At 41.7% G+C, this 17,455-nt stretch carries 16 protein-coding genes; 4 read left to right on the top strand and 12 right to left on the bottom strand.

Going from position 1 to position 17,455, the window contains the following annotated elements:
* The first annotated feature begins 336 nt into the window (after positions 1–336).
* Positions 337–1,605, top strand: coding sequence for an MFS transporter (locus tag MHB54_RS07200; RefSeq protein WP_103744455.1), 1,269 nt, complete (start codon positions 337–339; stop codon positions 1,603–1,605).
* A gap of 103 nt (positions 1,606–1,708) precedes the next feature.
* Here MHB54_RS07200 and MHB54_RS07205 read toward each other — a convergent pair whose 3' ends face one another.
* Complete coding sequence (locus MHB54_RS07205) at positions 1,709–2,623, bottom strand: EcsC family protein (RefSeq protein WP_023987355.1); 915 nt, start codon at positions 2,621–2,623, stop codon at positions 1,709–1,711.
* 133 nt (positions 2,624–2,756) lie between these two features.
* On the opposite strand from MHB54_RS07205, the gene MHB54_RS07210 reads away from it, so the two are divergent.
* Positions 2,757–3,233, top strand: a complete 477-nt coding sequence (locus MHB54_RS07210) for a GNAT family N-acetyltransferase (RefSeq protein ID WP_103744456.1) — start codon at positions 2,757–2,759, stop codon at positions 3,231–3,233.
* A 66-nt stretch (positions 3,234–3,299) separates the two neighbouring features.
* Here MHB54_RS07210 and MHB54_RS07215 read toward each other — a convergent pair whose 3' ends face one another.
* Complete coding sequence (locus MHB54_RS07215) at positions 3,300–3,725, bottom strand: Lrp/AsnC family transcriptional regulator (RefSeq protein ID WP_023987353.1); 426 nt, start codon at positions 3,723–3,725, stop codon at positions 3,300–3,302.
* Between the two features lie 158 nt (positions 3,726–3,883).
* On the opposite strand from MHB54_RS07215, the gene MHB54_RS07220 reads away from it, so the two are divergent.
* Both MHB54_RS07220 and MHB54_RS07225 read left to right on the top strand, forming a co-directional pair.
* On the top strand, positions 3,884–4,636 hold the full coding sequence (locus MHB54_RS07220) for an MBL fold metallo-hydrolase (protein ID WP_264454082.1): 753 nt from the start codon (positions 3,884–3,886) through the stop codon (positions 4,634–4,636).
* Positions 4,637–4,712: 76 nt separating this feature from the next.
* Entirely contained in the window at positions 4,713–5,612 is a 900-nt protein-coding gene (locus tag MHB54_RS07225) for a glucose 1-dehydrogenase (protein ID WP_076264425.1), read from the top strand.
* Between the two features lie 105 nt (positions 5,613–5,717).
* Here the strand turns inward: MHB54_RS07225 and mmsB are convergent, their stop codons facing one another.
* The 10 genes from mmsB to MHB54_RS07275 all read right to left on the bottom strand — a co-directional run bounded on the left by mmsB (position 5,718) and on the right by MHB54_RS07275 (position 17,329).
* Positions 5,718–6,881, bottom strand: a complete 1,164-nt coding sequence (gene mmsB / locus MHB54_RS07230) for a multiple monosaccharide ABC transporter permease (protein ID WP_068938496.1) — start codon at positions 6,879–6,881, stop codon at positions 5,718–5,720.
* The gene (gene mmsA, locus MHB54_RS07235) at positions 6,865–8,415 is read right to left on the bottom strand and encodes a multiple monosaccharide ABC transporter ATP-binding protein (RefSeq protein WP_068938495.1); all 1,551 of its coding nucleotides are present in this window, start codon (positions 8,413–8,415) and stop codon (positions 6,865–6,867) included. The genes mmsB and mmsA overlap by 17 nt, the downstream gene beginning before the upstream one ends.
* A 32-nt stretch (positions 8,416–8,447) precedes the next feature.
* The gene (chvE, locus tag MHB54_RS07240) at positions 8,448–9,533 is read right to left on the bottom strand and encodes a multiple monosaccharide ABC transporter substrate-binding protein (RefSeq protein WP_069081208.1); all 1,086 of its coding nucleotides are present in this window, start codon (positions 9,531–9,533) and stop codon (positions 8,448–8,450) included.
* Positions 9,534–10,060: 527 nt separating this feature from the next.
* Positions 10,061–10,264, bottom strand: coding sequence for a helix-turn-helix domain-containing protein (locus tag MHB54_RS07245; protein WP_019686344.1), 204 nt, complete (start codon positions 10,262–10,264; stop codon positions 10,061–10,063).
* Positions 10,265–10,782: 518 nt separating this feature from the next.
* Positions 10,783–11,649, bottom strand: a complete 867-nt coding sequence (locus MHB54_RS07250; RefSeq protein WP_076264426.1) for a Swt1 family HEPN domain-containing protein — start codon at positions 11,647–11,649, stop codon at positions 10,783–10,785.
* Positions 11,650–11,923: 274 nt separating this feature from the next.
* Positions 11,924–12,514, bottom strand: coding sequence for a uridine kinase family protein (locus tag MHB54_RS07255; protein ID WP_028543165.1), 591 nt, complete (start codon positions 12,512–12,514; stop codon positions 11,924–11,926).
* 137 nt (positions 12,515–12,651) lie between these two features.
* The gene (locus tag MHB54_RS07260) at positions 12,652–13,947 is read right to left on the bottom strand and encodes an FRG domain-containing protein (RefSeq protein WP_028543166.1); all 1,296 of its coding nucleotides are present in this window, start codon (positions 13,945–13,947) and stop codon (positions 12,652–12,654) included.
* A 138-nt stretch (positions 13,948–14,085) separates the two neighbouring features.
* Complete coding sequence (locus MHB54_RS07265) at positions 14,086–14,598, bottom strand: hypothetical protein (RefSeq protein ID WP_143757847.1); 513 nt, start codon at positions 14,596–14,598, stop codon at positions 14,086–14,088.
* 235 nt (positions 14,599–14,833) lie between these two features.
* Positions 14,834–15,112 carry a DUF255 domain-containing protein gene (locus tag MHB54_RS07270; RefSeq protein ID WP_049828517.1) on the bottom strand — a complete coding sequence of 93 codons (279 nt, stop codon included), beginning with the start codon at positions 15,110–15,112 and terminating at the stop codon, positions 14,834–14,836.
* A gap of 90 nt (positions 15,113–15,202) precedes the next feature.
* On the bottom strand, positions 15,203–17,329 hold the full coding sequence (locus MHB54_RS07275) for a protein kinase domain-containing protein (RefSeq protein ID WP_076264428.1): 2,127 nt from the start codon (positions 17,327–17,329) through the stop codon (positions 15,203–15,205).
* Positions 17,330–17,455 lie beyond the last annotated feature (126 nt).

Raw genomic sequence — 17,455 nt, forward strand, 5'->3', positions numbered from 1 at the left:
ATATTTCCATATCAATATTTTGCATAACTTCATTCCCAACGCTCAAAAATACATTATATAGACGAACTAGATCACTTCGATCTCTATATTGCTGATTTGAAAAGCGCTCTTGGGACTTATGCAAAATACTCACATATATATCGGTTTTGAGGATGATAAATGTTTGAATTTGGATATGTCATTTTAGAAATTCTAACTAAATGGAGCAATGAAGAGTATCCAGCAGGATGGGCAAGCAGTAATGAGTAAAGGTGGCCTTTATCCCACTTTCAGCCATTTGCTGCAAACGGATCGCTTCCTATATCTTAAAATATACATACATATTCGGAGGATGCCATGACTAGTAAATCTGCTACAAAAAATGAAACGGGCCGATCGCTCCCCCTCCCGGGTCCACAAGCGAAAGGCACCGTTTTTGCGATTCTGATTGCGATCAGTTTCGTCCATCTGTTCAATGACTCGATTCAATCGGTCATTCCAGCGATCTTTCCGATCTTGAAGGAATCTATGAGCCTGAACTACACGCAGATCGGCTGGATTTCATTCGCGATCAATTTTACAGCTTCAATCATGCAGCCCGTGATTGGCTTGTTTTCAGACAAACGACCTACGCCCGCTATCCTTCCCATCGGCATGGGCTTTACGCTGACTGGCATGCTGTTGCTCGCCTATGCTGCCGATTATAAAGCGGTGCTGATCGCAGTCATCTTTGTGGGTCTGGGCTCGGCTGCCTTTCACCCTGAAGGCTCGCGCGTATCCCATATGGCGGCAGGATCACGCCGGGGATTGGCACAATCCATTTTTCAAGTTGGCGGCAATGCGGGCCAATCGCTGGCGCCGATGCTCACGAGCTGGATTTTTATCCCGTTAGGACAATTCGGTGCGATCTGGTTCACAGGTATTGCAGCAGCGGGAATTGTGGTGCAATCGTTCATCGCCCGCTGGTACGGTAACGTCCTACGTACAGAAGGCGTTGCACGCAAAAAAGCGGTGGCACGCCGCATGAAGCCCGAAGTGCGTAACCGTGTTATGTTTGCCATGATTGTCCTCATTCTACTGGTATTCGTCCGTTCGTGGTACTCGACCTCGGTCGGAAGCTACTATTCGTTTTACCTGATGGAAGTATTTAAAATGCCATTGGCTGATGCACAGCTTTACATTTTCCTGTTCCTCGGGGCTGGAGCGCTAGGCACCTTCTTTGGCGGTCCGCTAGCGGACCGTTTTGGTAAACGAAATATGATTTTTCTGTCCATGGTATTAGCTGCACCACTCGCGTTGCTGCTGCCTTATGCCAACCAATTCTGGACGGCAATCCTGCTGGCGATTATCGGATTTATTATGCTGTCTAGCTTTTCGGTCACAGTCGTATATGCACAGATGCTCGTGCCTGGCAAAATCGGGACCGTGTCTGGTCTCATTACGGGCCTCGCTTTTGGCCTTGGCGGTGTGGGCGCACTCGTGCTCGGCAACTGGATCGACAAAGTAGGCATCACCCACATCATGTTCTTGTGTGGCTTTTTGCCACTGCTCGGCATCTTAACCTTCCTGCTTCCTACAGATAAAACCCTGAACCGCTGGGCGGAAGAAAATGGAGCCGAAGTGTAACAGGCAAACGTGTGGCGGCCATCTTGGCCGCTGCACAACTTTATAGCCAACTCACGTGTTTCCTCACGAAAAAAATATCCCCTTTTACGCCTAAGTGTTGCAATCAGTTCTCTACTTCTGCCAAACGCATCAAAATACGACGCTTCCGATACAACATTTTCCCTGCTTCAGCTACGTCACTAATAGCGCTTCGATTCGCAATGGAGCCAAACAAAATACCCGCAATCGGGACCATTTGAAGCAGCTTTTTCCATCCAAACTGATCACGATAGGTGTTAATGACCTCTCTCCATCCCTGCATCTGGGAAAAAACCTGTGCCTGACGTGAAGGATCATCGAACAAAGCCAACTCCTCTAATACAGCCTTTTTACCCACAATATCAGATGAAGCAAATTGCATACATTTAATAATAAAAATGCGTTCCTGCTTATCATGGGGATTAAAGCCATAACACAAGGCTATTTCCTGAAGCACTTTGAGTGACAAGCCGAGCAAAAGAGGAATATCCGCCGCAATCGTAAACACACCCCCAATCCCCGTTGTTGCTCCCTGAGCGGTGGCAAAGGTAATGCGACCCGCCGTCATCTCGTCAGCAGTCCGATCCATGATTGTTAGCGGGAGCTCAGCCGCCTGCTTCAACTCCCACATAGGTTCGGCACTATGTTCCGAATCAGCGTTTTCCCCGGCACGAGGCAGGTCCTGCGTATCCGACACGGAATCTGTGCCATTTTGCTGAATTACATGTTCATGGGCCGTCTTTTTCAGCCTGTTCAGAACCGTTTCTTCCTTCACCAAATATTTGCCGCCGTTCTGAATGAAACTGCCCATCTCATTAAGCAGTTGCTCTAGCTTGTCTTTAATGATTTTGGGCGTCAGCCGATCCAGCAGCATAAAAGGCCATCTGCCGATTTTTTCCCAGAAAAAAATGTCCTTCTGTTCCTTTTCCCATTTTTCAATATTCTTCAGCTCATGACGCAATACGTCCTGGCTTTCCCGATATTCTGCAAGCTGCTTCATAACCGTAGACGTCTCCTTTTGACTATGCTAGTTTATGTATGGGTAATACGTAAGCAAGGCGAGTTCAGGTTTCTTTTTTTAGCAAACTAGATGATATAGTAAGTTAAAAATCCGTACAGATCGGAGTGTAATGATGAATAATGTAGAGCTTGCCCCTTACCATTGTGGGCATGATGCCATTTTACATACCTTCTACTTACCTGAGGAGCAGAAGCAGTTTACTGGAATGCCGGATGAAATGCTAACACTGGCCAAGGAAGATCCGCACCGCCATCCTGTCGTGATTACGGCTACTAGAAGACCCGTTGGATTTTTCATTTTATACGATGGGGAAGAATTAGCGGACTATACGAATACTGCTGAGGCACTGCTGCTGCGCGCGTTCTCTATTCATTACGCAGATCAGGGACAAGGATTCGCTAAAAAAGGGCTGCTTTTACTACCACAGTTCATCGCCAGACACTTCCCACATATTCGCGAGATTGTACTGGGCGTCAATGCCCGTAATCTGCCTGCCCAAAATCTGTATCGCCAATGCGGCTTTATCGATGAAGGCAACACTAAAATGGGACAACACGGCTTGCAGCATATTTTTAAAATGAGCCTATAACGTTGACCTCGATAGCCCTCGCCCACATAAAAAAGCTTTCGGCACAAACGCCGAAAGCTTTTATCGTTAAATCTCACCAATGGAAAAACTCAATTTGTAATTACCAAACTTCGTAAGCTCATCCAGCATGGTATTTAACTCTGCCTGTGATGACATGCGCAAGCGCATCCAATAACAGCCTTCCCCACTCACCCGATGGATTTCGACAATATAGGGATGCTCCCGTGCAAAAGCCTGGAAAGCACTGTGAGTTGTTCCTGAATTCAAAAAAACCGTAATAAAGGCATGAATCGTCTGTCCAATTTTTTCAGGGTTCCAGCGCAGCGTATAGCCCTCGATAATGCCCGCATCCTGCATTTTTCGAACACGTGCCCCTACGGCTTGGCCCGTCAAATGAACAAGCTGACCGATCTCCTTGTTCGATAAAGAGCTGTCTTCAATTAAATGATGAAGAATGCGCAGATCGGTGTCATCAGGTACGAATAGTTCCATAGTTATTTTTCCTTTCATGATGAAACGAGAATGCTGGTTTTCCTTTCAGCAAGCTGTAGCCTGTAGCTCATTGCGTCAGATATGATTGTAACAGAAACAAAGAACCACCGAAAATACACTTGGTCCAAAAACATTCACTACCAAAGGAGCTTCCATATATGAAAATCACACTAATCCGTAACGCAACCTTATGGCTGGAATACGCTGGAGTAAAATTTCTGATTGATCCGATGTTAAGCGATGCTGGCGCAAATCCGCCAGTTCCCAATACGGAAAATGCCCGCCGTAATCCGCTGGTTCCCTTGCCGCCGCAATGGCAGGCACTCGGACAGCCTGACGTTGTGATCGTCACACATTTACATCCGGATCATTGGGACCCGGCAGCAGTACACTGGTTGGACAAACAAATTCCCGTCTTCTGTCAGCCCGGAAATGAAGAACAAATCACTGCTGATGGTTTTACACGGGTTACTCCGATTTGGGTGGCTGGTTCTGTGGGAGAAATTGAGATTATCCGTACAGCCGGGCATCACGGCACCGGAGAAATCGGGGAACAGATGGGACCCGTGTCCGGCTTTGTGTTTCAGGCTCCAGGTGAACCTGTCGTCTATTTGGCCGGGGATACGATCTGGTGCAGTGAAGTCGCGGAAGCACTAGATAAATACCGTCCTGAGTGGACAATTGTGAACGCTGGAGGAGCACGGTTTACGGTAGGTGATCCTATTATTATGACTGCCCAAGATGTAACAGCTGTTGCGCAGTATGCCACTTATACACAAATCGTGGCTGTCCACATAGAGGCAATCAACCATTGTCTACTAACTCGCTCCGAGCTTACGGAACACATCAACCGTGAAGGTTTGGAGGGACGCGTCCATATTCCGGCAGATGGAGCGACGGTTTCAGGATAAGGCGATAATCCTGAGTCACCGCTTGCGCCCATTTTGAATATATTGGATTTCAAAACGCCTAAAGAAGGGATTATCAATGAATTGGCAATATCCTTATTACGGTACAGAAACCCAATGTAAAGAAGTTCCGATTACTTTTCCTCCCCAGCATCAATATAGACAGCCGGGGTTGGAATACCTGATGGTTCCACGCCCTATTTATGATAATCCAAAGTATATCGGCACTGGAAAGCTTCAGGATCGGGTGGCTATTATTAGCGGTGGGGACAGTGGCATCGGTCGCGCCGTTGCAGTGGCATTTGCCAAGGAAGGGGCCGATGTGGTCATTGCCTATCTCGATGAGCATCGAGATGCTATGGAAACCCGTGATGTCATTCACAGGCTTGGCCGACGTTGTTTGTTAACTCCGGGTGATCTAAGGCTAAAAAGCAACTGCTGTCTAGTTGTTCAACAAACGATGGAAACCTTTGGTCGGATTGACATCCTGATTAACAACCTGGGTGTTCAGTTTGTGCGCGAATCGTATCTGGATATCAGTGAACAGCAGCTTCGTGATACGTTTGATACGAATATTATTTCCTTCTTCCATATGACTACAGAAGCATTGCCGTATATGCGGGCTGGGGCTAGCATCGTCAATACGGCATCGGTGACAGCCTATGTTGGTCAAAAGAATATGATCGACTATTCAGCTACCAAAGGAGCTATCGTCAGCTTCACCCGCGCTTTGGCTAATAATCTGGTCGATCAGGGTATTCGAGTGAATGCCATTGCTCCCGGTCCGATCTGGACTCCGCTGAATCCGGCCACACAGTCGCCTGAAGTCATTCGCACCTTCGGCAGCAATACACCAATGAAGCGTGCCGGGCAGCCTTATGAATTGGCTCCTGCCTATGTGCTGCTGGCTTCGGATGACGGTTCCTACATTACAGGCCAAACGCTGCATGTCAACGGCGGCCAAATGGTCACGACTTAGTTTCGTTGGCTGATAGCCACAAGACCCAACAAGCAAGAAAACCTCCAGCATCCACATTTCTAGTGGAACTGGAGGTTTTCTTGTTTTACGATATCGAATCTGAGCTTAAGCTGATCTTTTGTTTTTGTTGTAAATATCGAAGGCAACCGCCAGCAGCAGCACCAAGCCCTTGATGCCTTGCTGCCAGTCAATACCCAGACCAATCAGAGACATGCCGTTATTCAGTACACCCATGACCAAACCACCGATAATGGCTCCAAAAACGGTTCCGATCCCGCCGGATGCCGAAGCACCGCCGATAAAGCAAGCCGCGATGGCATCCAGCTCAAAGTTCGTACCTGCTCTCGGCGTAGCCGCATTCAGACGTGCAGCAAAGATCAGACCGGAAATGGCGGCCAGCACGCCCATGTTGACGAATACCCAGAACGTTACTTTTTTCGTTTTGACACCGGACAGACCCGCTGCCTTTTCATTTCCACCCAACGCATACACATGACGGCCCATAATCGTGCGGTTCATGACGAAGGAGTATACAACGATCAGTATGAACAGCAGTACAAGAATGTTAGGTATCCCCGCGTAGCTCGCGAGCATGAAGGTGAACAGATTGATAACCGCAGCCACCACAATCAACTTGAGTACAAATAATGTCTGTGACGGAACCTCGAATCCATATTTAAGCTGCGAACGACGTTCGCGAATTTCGTTCACGATAAACCATACCGTGAGTGCAATGCCGACAATGATGGATACCAGGTTATACCCGGTAGATGAAAAATCCGGCAGGAAGCCTGAACTGATTTTCTGGAATCCCCCCGGAAATGGAGAGATAGATTGGCCTTCCAGCACGATCATTGTCAATCCGCGAAAGAGCAGCATTCCCGCCAATGTAACGATAAATGCCGGAATCCGTACATAAGCGACCCAGAACCCTTGCCATGCGCCGATTAATGCCCCGACCAGCAAGGATGCAATCACAGCGATCCATGCTGGAAGCTGCCAATCGACCATCATTATGGCGGCAACCGCACCGACAAAAGCGGCTATGGAGCCGACGGACAAATCAATATGTCCAGTGATGATGACCAGTACCATCCCGATAGCCAGTACGAGAATATAGCTGTTTTGCAGAATCAGATTGGTAATATTAATCGGCTTCAACAGCAGGCCGCCCGTCAGCACCTCGAACAAAATCATAATGACGACCAGCGCAATCATCATGCCATATTGGCGGATGTTATTTTTAAATAGTTTAGTTATGGTTTCCATGCTTCACGCCTCCTGACTTGGTCATATATTTCATCAACGTTTCCTGCGACGCGTCCTCACGGCTAACCTCTCCAGTGATCCGCCCAGCATTCATGACATAAATCCGGTCACACAAGCCTAGTACCTCTGGTAGCTCGGACGAAATGACCAGCACTCCCTTGCCTTCAGCGGCAAGTCGATGAATAATCGTATAAATTTCATATTTGGCGCCCACATCAATGCCGCGTGTCGGCTCATCCAGAATCAGAATATCCGGCCCGGCAAAAATCCATTTGCTCAGCACCACCTTCTGCTGATTGCCGCCACTCAGATTACCCGTTTTCTGTAAAATGCTCGGCGCTTTGATGTTCATGCTTTTTTTCATTTCCTCTGCAATAACGACTTCCTCCTGCTCATTGACGACAGCGCCCTTCGTCAGCTTGTTCAGGCCAGTCAGCGAAATATTACGTTTGATGTCATCCATCAGAATGAGGCCATACTCCTTGCGATCCTCTGTCACATAGGCAAAGCCGTTGTTGATCGCGTCCGTAACCGTGTTGTTCTGGATCGGCTTGCCGTCTTTAATCAGCTGACCGGAAATGTTGCGTCCATACGACTTGCCAAAAATGCTCATCGCCAGCTCGGTCCGTCCCGCTCCCATCAGCCCGGCAATACCGACAATTTCACCACGCCGAATGTTCAAATTCACCTGATCCAGCACCTTACGGTCTGCATGGTGCTCGTGATACACCGTCCAATCCTTCACTTCCAAAACGACTTTGCCAATCTCGGCATGACGCTCTGGATAACGGCTGGTCAGATCACGTCCAACCATGCCGCTAATGATCCGATCCTCCGTGACCTCATCCTTTTTCATATCCAGTGTCTCAATCGTCTTTCCGTCCCGCAAAATCGTAATTGAATCCGACACCTTTGCGACTTCATTCAGCTTGTGGGAGATGAGAATGCAGGAAATGCCCTGTTTTTTAAATTCCAGCATCAAATTAAGCAGATTTTCACTATCATCCTCATTCAACGCCGCTGTCGGTTCATCGAGAATAAGCAGCTTCACCTTTTTTGAGAGCGCTTTCGCAATTTCAACTAGTTGTTGCTTTCCGACCCCGATGTTCGTAACTAATGTATTGGGATTTTCACTCAAACCGACCTTGGACAGCAGCTCGCGTGTCCCTACAAAAGTCTCTTTCCAATCAATCACGCCGCCACTGGCGCGTTCGTTGCCCAAATAAATATTTTCCGCAATCGAGAGATACGGGATCAGCGCCAGCTCCTGATGGATAATGACAATGCCCAATTCCTCGCTCTGCTTGATATCCTTGAACTCACACGTTTTGCCCTGGAAAACAATATCCCCTTCATAGGTTCCATGCGGATATACACCGCTTAGTACCTTCATCAGCGTCGATTTGCCTGCACCGTTCTCACCGCACAGGGAATGGATTTCGCCTTCCTTGACCTTGAGATTTACATTTTCCAATGCCTTCACGCCGGGAAAGGTTTTGGTAATTCCCTTCATTTCCAAAATGATTCCAGTCATGGGATACACTCCTTTCGCTTGGATTCCTGCTCTTATTTCAGTCCGATTTGCTCCTTGGTGTAATAGTGACTGCCGACAATATCCTTTTCCACATTCGTCCGATCCACCGAGATTGGATCAAGCAAGTAGGCAGGAATGATCTTTTTACCGTTGTTATAGGATTCGGTGTCATTCACTTCCGCTTGTTTGCCCTGTAAAATGCTGTTGGCCATCACGACCGTTTGCTCAGCCAGCTTGCGAGTGTCCTTAAATATGGTTTGCGTCTGCTCCCCAGCCACAATGGACTTGATGGAAGCCAGCTCCGCATCCTGCCCTGTAATGATCGGCAGCGGCTTGTTCGCTGATCCATATCCGACCCCTTTCAGGGATGAAATGATACCGATACTAATTCCATCATAAGGGGATAGTACCGCGTCCAGATTAGCCCCCGAATAGTACGCACTCAGCAGGTTATCCATTCTCGACTGGGCCAATGCTCCGTCCCACCGTAGTGTAGCGATCTGCGCCATCGTCATCTGCTTGCTGCGCACGACCAGTTTGCCGGAATCCACGTACGGTTTCAGTACGGACATCGCGCCATTAAAGAAGAAATAAGCGTTATTGTCATCCGGTGAACCACCGAACAGCTCGATATTGAAAGGGCCTTTGCCTTCCTTGAGTCCCAACTTTTTCTCAATATATGCCGCCTGTAGCACGCCCACCTTAAAGTTATCGAAGGTCGCATAATACGTCAGATACGGTGTGTTGCGAATCAGACGGTCGTAAGAAATGACCTGAATGCCTCGGTCGTGCGCCTTCTGAATCACATCCGTCAGCGTGTTTCCGTCGACCGAAGCGATCACCATAACATTGACACCCTTGGTGATCATGTTCTCGATTTGGGAAATTTGGTTTTCAACCACGTCCTCGGCGTACTGTAAATCCGTTTTATAGCCTTGCTCCTGAAACAACCGAACCATATTCTCCCCGTCCCCTACCCAACGCTCGGACGATTTGGTCGGCATGGAAATGCCCACATAGCCTTTTTCCTTGCTGCCCGTTCCACTCTCCGCCAAATTACAGGCCGAAAGCATCAGGGCCAAAACCAGAAGCCATACGACAACAGCTCCTTTTTTCATATGAAGTTCCCCTTTCCTCATGTGATGCGGGTCAATTTGAAGGTAAGTGCTGATTAGAGTTGAAATTAGATAACGCTTACATAAGTGAGGCAACGAGTCCTCTCCTTTTTTTATGTGCAAACACATGGTATCATTCCAGGCCGGGAAAGGTCTTTGCTGGTTTTGAACTTTTTTTATAAAATTTTAACCTTTGTGTGGGGGGAGGGGACGGGATTGGATTTGAGGAGAATGGAGATTGTCGGAAGATCGCTCTTATATTTTGAAAACACAAAAAGAGACTTTAGCCTTCTTACGATTGGCAAAGTCTCGATTTGTTGAATCATTAAATCCGCTATCTAAAGAGTTCACACTTTTATTTACAATTCATCAATGAGAGGTTAGTGTGGGCAAGTAAACGCCAGCTAATCCTATTAGATAAAAAGACTATATAGCAGACCCAGACTCCAACGGAGTCACAGCTTGAATATTTAGGTTATACAAGGAATCACTTCTTCGATCAATCAAAATTCTTCCTTGATCTTGATCTGTCATTGCTCTGCTATGTGTTCCAATAAATCTCCTGGCTGACAACCTAAAGCCGTACATAATTTATCAATTACTTCTAATGACACATATTCATTCGTATTGAGCTTCGCCATTGTAGCAGACGAAATCCCCGTCATTTTAAGTAAGTCCTGCTTCTTAATTTCCCTGTCGATCAATAATTTTTGAAAAGGTTTGTAACTAATCATCTGTTATTCCTTTCACACATAAGTGAATTTTCTTTAATTATATAAAAGTATATTTTTATCAAAAACAACTCCAGCTACAACCAGTTCTCATCCGAACGAAATCTTTACTTCAAGCAGTTACATGAACTACTAACAGAGGATATACAAAAGACTCTATTCCTTTTTGATGACGCAGACCTTTCTGTTCAAGCTATTTTAGAGCGTGAAATCTATTTGCAAGGTTTTAAAGATGCTGTTCATCTACATAACGAATTAGATTTATCTTTAGATTGAGAGCCTATCGGCTCTTTTTTCTTTTGATTCTGTCGTATAACGTTTGTGTGTTCACGATGCCGAGAGGCAGGCTTAAGGCCACAAAGTGGCCGGTTGCGCTTGCTCAGTTAGCCTCGCAGGTGTGTCCGCCTGATTCCGCTTCCCCGAAGAAGCTTAGAGCGAACCGAGGGCCGAATGGCCCAAAGCGTGAACATGTTGTTAAACGACGATTCTGACTTCTAGAGTTACTATTAAACTATTATTAATCAAAATTTTGAATCAATTTGTTTTAGAATAGAATTATAGTACGTCCTAACTAATTCTCTTTCAACTTTACTAACATAGCTATTATGGGCAATTAAATTTCTAATATCGGCCATTTCATCAAGTTTTGATAGAATAAAATTTTGATTTGGAAAATACTTTTCAAACAATGTCCAGTTGTTGTTTATTAATGTGCCTATGTCCTTGAAATCCAAATAAAATAGATCCGAATCTCCTCTTATGCTTAACCATTTTTTATTTGCTGCACTTTCCTTTCTACTGCTAACTGTTTTTTCTAAGGATCTAGGTATTGATACTTTATTTATATAATCAGTACCATACTTTTCAGTTGCAACAATTTCGAAAAAAATACGCAGTGAATTTTCTATAGAGTATAAGAAAGTATAAAGTTCAGCCATTTCTCTACCTTTATCACGAATCTCTGCTGGAAGAATTCTAGGAAGAATATCTGATGTAGACTCGTTAATTTGATTTTCTAGCTCAACTATAATATCTTCGTGAGAATCAATATCTATATTAAGATCTGGTACAAAAGCTATTTCTTTAATGTCATATCCAACTTCTCCAGGAATCAAATTGGAGCATATTTCAAAAATTATGCCTCGATATTCGTCTTTCGACAATGCCTCAATTGAATTTGGATTAACATAAAATTTGACCTTCACTCCCCTAGCGTTCCATCTTCCACTCCGATCCACATAATATGAAGTCCCTAGATCGTCAATTGAAATTTTTGATGCTTTTAGAGAAGGTATTATCTCATTTTTATTTGTTCTTTTCAGTTCAATTAATATACCTTGTAAAAGTTTTTCATTTGAAAACGGCAATTCATAAGTAAATTCAGACATATTTTTCCCCTTTAGTTTGAAATATTTTCTCTAATCTTAAGAAGTTTCGCTTAACGTTGTTGTGTTCCCGACGCCTCACCACCTTAAGGTCCGTAGGACCGGCCGCGATGCGGTTAGGTGGTGCAGGTGTGTCTGCTGAATATGCTTCCTCGAAATCCCTCTTGCAGACCAAGGCTCCGTAGGAGCCGCAGTGGGAACACCGTGTTATACGCTGACCAGGACCTCTTCGAATTCACTGAAAAATTACTTTCAATCTATCAGATTTACCTCTTCTCTATTGTCCTGATCCATCAATTATAATATTAGCTCTTTCATAAGGTTTCTGTATCTTTACATATTGTTCTTCTGCAGGCATCCATGTATCTTCCCACATAGTACGCATATTCTCACCATCTCTGTCGATACCTCTTTGTAACCTTATTTTGTTGGGTGTATCAACCCAGATAGTATAGTCATAGTATCTAAATAGCTCGGTTCTTAAAGTATATACTCCTTCAATGATTACAATTGAGCCACCTGAAACTGTATTCCATTCCGTTAATGTATCAGTATTCCAATCATATCTTTGATACTTTCCTAATAAACCTTTACTTAAAGGCAGTATCACTTGATTTAATAATCTCTTCCAATCGAAATCTTTACCAATATCATCTGTGTTTTCTATATGTTTTCTTTGTTCTGATGGCAAGTAAAAATCATCCATATGTACTACAAAAACATTCTCAGTAAACGTCTCCTTTAATCTTTCTGCTAATGTGCTCTTACCGGAACCTCCACATCCATCAATACCAATAATAAAGCTATTGTGTGTTTTTGGTTTCTTCTTAATTGCTTCAATCATTTGATTTATTTGAAAGATTTCCATATTTTTTCTCCATTCTCCAGGTTTGCGGATAACGTTACTGTATTCACGACCCGACGCATGTCGGGTGTTCGGCTCCTGCCGAACCAAGGGCGTATGACCGCAGCGTGAATAATATGTTATCTGAAGGACTGTTCGAATTATTCGCTTATGAATTCAAATTTCTTCGCTATATACTTTGCTGTATTCTCGATATAAGGAAAGACTGTACTATCATTAATATTTAATGCATCAAGTTCATTTAAAATCTTTTGCTTATTTACAATAGTTATTCTTTTTACTGTAATATCTTCGGTTCCTTCTTCATTCATAACTGCTTCATGACCAAAAAGCAAAAATGCTCCTGATTGTGAGTGTATTCTACTATTGGCTCGCTTACTTTTAATACACAAGATATCTTGTAAGTCTGTTGACACTATTCTAGGCTGAAAAAACGGCTTCTCTTCCATGATGTAATGAAGTAATCTACCAACAATTTGTTGCTTGTTAAATTCCTCCACATCAGCCTCAAATATAATGTTTTCTTTATCATCTTTCGATAATTTCGCTAGATTTGAAATACAACTCGCTTTATCAGAATCAAAGTATTTAATATGACTCTTCTTTACTTTGAAAATAATAACTTCACCCTCAACTTTCATGTTGCTAGCTGAAGAACATGCAAAATACAAAGCGATAAGTGGATTAGATGTTATATCTAGCAAGCGTGTTGGCAGTGAATAATGTTGCATTCTTACTAACTTATCCAAAGTACTCGTATCCATTGAAAAATCAGAAGAATTAGATAATATCATTTCATTAAACATTACATTTTCGTTATCAAGAAATTTGTAATTCCCAGCTTTATCTTTCCTAAAAAGAGAGGGCACAAGTTTGTATTCTTTTTTATCTGAATGCCCTCTATAAAAAGTATCATTGTCTTGATCATTGCTTAGCTTAAAAATTTCTTCAATATATGATTTTACTGATTCTACTACTAAGCTATCTGATTCTACTGGATCAGGTAGAACAGTATCATTCTTATCTACTTCGATCTTAATAAGGTTTGCTTCACTTAGACGTGTTAATAAATCTTCATCTTTGATTGCCCAATGAGTTCGATTAATCTCCCAACCTCTGATGTCTAATAACAACGCTATATCTTCCAAATCCGAAGATTTTATAGATGGAATTTCTTCATCAAATGAATACTCAATAAGATACATTCTTCCCCTGTCAGAGATTTTTTCTAAATAACCAACTTTGGAATATCCTTCAAAACCCTCATAAGTGAACAAACAAGGAAATGATTTAAGTACATCCAATTGATCTTGTTTAGCATTTTTAAAAACATCGCTGATATCCATGTTTGTATACTCTAAAAATCTACTTTTATCGATTTCATAATGATTTTTTTCCCAAGCGTCATCTTGGCTAGTAATAAAAAGATTATACATTTTATCACTCCTAGTTTTGTGATTATAGAGTCTTTCAGATAACGTTCCTGTATTCACGACCTCAGCGAATGCTGAGGTGTCCGGCTCCTGCTGGACCAAGGGCGTATGCCCGCAGCTTGAATATTATGTTAAGTGAAGTTACGGGTTTGATCTCTTGACTTCAACTTTGTGTTTCAAATTTCTTGAAAATTCTTGTGCAGAATTTTGGACATTTCCTGTGTACTCTATCTCAGTTGCCAATTCAAAAATATAGTCCTCTAAAATTTCTTTTAATTCATCTCCACTGCAAGTAACTTCTTCTCCTAAAAAGTATGTAATGACAGCTTCTTGCTGAGTGTCAAAAGTTAATTGCCATATCTCTTTACATTTCTCTTCCGCTCTATCCATCAATACACGTAAAGCATTTTCAGCATGATTCACTGAGTCAATTGCTTCATCTAATTCATCATCATTGATATGCCCTTCTTGTGTTATCTCCATCCAACTAGCAGGATAAAAACACTCAAGACTTTCATCTAAGTTTGAATTCAAATCCGAAAGCCTGCCCCAATATTCGCAAAAATCAATATACTCGGCGGTAACCATTTCAATTGCCTCTATCCAATCTTCCTTCTTATTAAAATCAAAAGGATAACTTCGATTTAAAATCAAAAGGATAACTTCGATGCTTCATTCCAAGTATATGATTCAGTTGCTTTATTTTTTCTTGTTGGTCTTTTGAAATAAACATGATTATTTGCCTCCGTAAATAAGAGTTTAGTAATTTCACTTAACGTCTTATTTACGAACTTCGTGAAAACAAGGAAAATAATAAATTAAACGAATCATCGTATTTGGAATAGTCCTTTTGAATCATGTTTATATTCTATCATAAAATGGAATAATATTACAAATGATAACTATAGTTAAAAACAAAAAAATCCCTGCCTTCACAACAGAAACTTTTTTGAATAATTGATTCACGCAAACGTCCCATCAATGACAAGTACGTGTGGGTCAATAAATAGATGTATTCAATGGATAAGAAGACAGGCTTGTTGTCGCGCTTGGCGATTTCAAAAGCTTCCTCCGACCAAGGGAAGCAGTTCACCGGGTTATGTGCATGTTGCAGCACATACGGCGACTTTTCCTTGGCTAATCTATCGGGTACTTTTTGAGTTGTCATGGAGCATCGCCTCGTTGGATTTGGGTAAAGTATTGCTTAAGCTCAGTTTAGCTAAAAAGGTGAGGTAGGACTTGAGTTGGAAGTTTTCAACTAGTAGTCATTCAATACTCCTTGTATCTCATGAGGGTATTCAATTTCCTGTAACAAACATTTCAGCAAATCACGATAATCCGAATAATTTGTTTCAATTATAAATGCTACTTGTTGAGATATTAAAGTAAAACTATTCATTGACACTAGAACACCAACAAGTAATGATTGCGCCATAAGATTATTAAATTTCAATGCAATATTCATTAATATCCTTGTAACATTTATTTGTAATGCTATATTTTGTGTCTCATAGTAAATACAATTTATAAGTAAAGATACTTGATCCCAGTCCGCTTCATTATTATTTGATATATTGGATATATTTTCTTCAGTCATCTGTACAAAAGGAATCATTAGTGCGTCATATTTGGCACACTCCACAAATACATTTATCGGAATTGATTTGAATGGTACTATAAACTTTTCAATAACCCTATCAGAATCCTCAACTTGAACTGATGCAATACACTTTAAAACATAATTAACATCGGCCGAGAAATCTTTAAATTCATAATTTTCCAAACTATAAAACGGAAAATTTTCTTTTCTCATACTTTTTCTATCCATAAGATTAATGTCGTCAATAAGTTCTTTAGTTGTCTGATACCGTTTAGTACGTTCCTCCTCCATAGCCTTCATAACAATTAGCTGATATTTTACTGTCTTCCTGTATCGTTCTTCTGGTGATCTCCCACTTAATAAATAATAGAGCATTGCACCTAATGAATAAATATCAGATAAATGATCGGCACTCTTCAAACTGTTTAATTGTTCTGGCGCGGTATAACCTGCTCTTCCATAACCATAAACAAAGAGTCCTGTTGATTTCGATTGTGATCGCTTATCTTTTACTAGTCCAAAATCAGCAACTTTTACTACTATAGTCCCGTCACTCTCTTTAAATATCAAAATATTATGAGGAGCTAAATCTCGATGACTAATTTTGCGGTCATGAAGATAAGCTATACCACTTAAAATATCTTTAAAAATACTTATTCTTATATCTTCCGATATATTGGAATTCAGTCCCAACCATTCATCTAATGAAGCATCTGCCAAAGGCATTGTGAAAAGGAATGGCTCATTCACTAGTTGTATTTTGCTAATTTCAATTATATTTCTATGAGAAGCTTTCTCTTTTAGAAACTTCACTTCTCTTTTGAATCGGAGATAATGATCGTCTCCTTCTACTTCATTATTTTTAAACATATGGGATCTTTCGAAAAGAACTTTACATGCTAATTCTTTTTTTAATATAGGATCAAACACTCTATATACTTCTGCAAAGGATCCTTCACCAATCTTTTTTAAGGGAATTAATTGATAATCTCTTTCCTCTTCATTATCTAAAATCCATAAACGATTTGTTTTTTTAGTAGAATCTGGACAGAACAAAATATTATTCCCTTTTAAAATATCTTCTATCTGTTCTTCATTTGGGTTTGGAATGAATTCAGTTCCTAATGTCAAATGATTTAATACTTGTAATGCAAACAACAACATTTTACCGCCATCAGATTTAGGACTGAAGTAATCATAGTCACCGGTAAACTCATAAGCAAGCATTGGTAAATAGATGTTACTCTTTAAAGGGAGGTAATTAAATATTTTATTAATTAATTCGAGCAAATGTTTTAAGGAGTCCGGCCTCTTTTTGTGCATAATATGAATAAATGGTGCATTTTTATAAGTCTTGATAAATAAAATGAATTGGTAGAATGAACTTTCCATCGGATAATCACTCAAAAGTGTTTGGAAAAATTTCTTCTTTTCCGTATCATAACGCTGCTTGTCTTCACTTTTTGAAGTTAATTCCCCCCCGTAGTACATTTTTAATAAATCATTTAGATCATATCCATCGAATAATTCTCGATATTTACTATTCCGAATTTCCTTTTCAATTTTGTCAGCGGCAATTGGGATTACCTTCTCATTTCCATAAACCGAACCAAAAAAACCGTTTAATACCCGCAATTCATCAGATGTTGGATCTTCAAGATTAACTATCGTACTTCTGGTAATTCTTCCATAACTTCTGTATTTTTGACGAAAAAGCAAGAACACTCTGTTAAAGCCATCGATGTTCCGGAAAATCTCGACTAATTGCTGTAATGATGATTCCATCTATCCAGTTTCCTCCGGCATGTTTTTCTATAAGCTTTTAGCAAGCATATTATGCTAAGTTCTTTCGTCTTTTTAAGAGAACGTAAGGGTAATAGAAAACCCATCATCTTGTCACATTATTCCTCA

It is taken from the genome of Paenibacillus sp. FSL M7-0802 (genome assembly GCF_038004945.1).
Taxonomy (GTDB): Bacteria; Bacillota; Bacilli; order Paenibacillales; family Paenibacillaceae; genus Paenibacillus; species Paenibacillus polymyxa_B.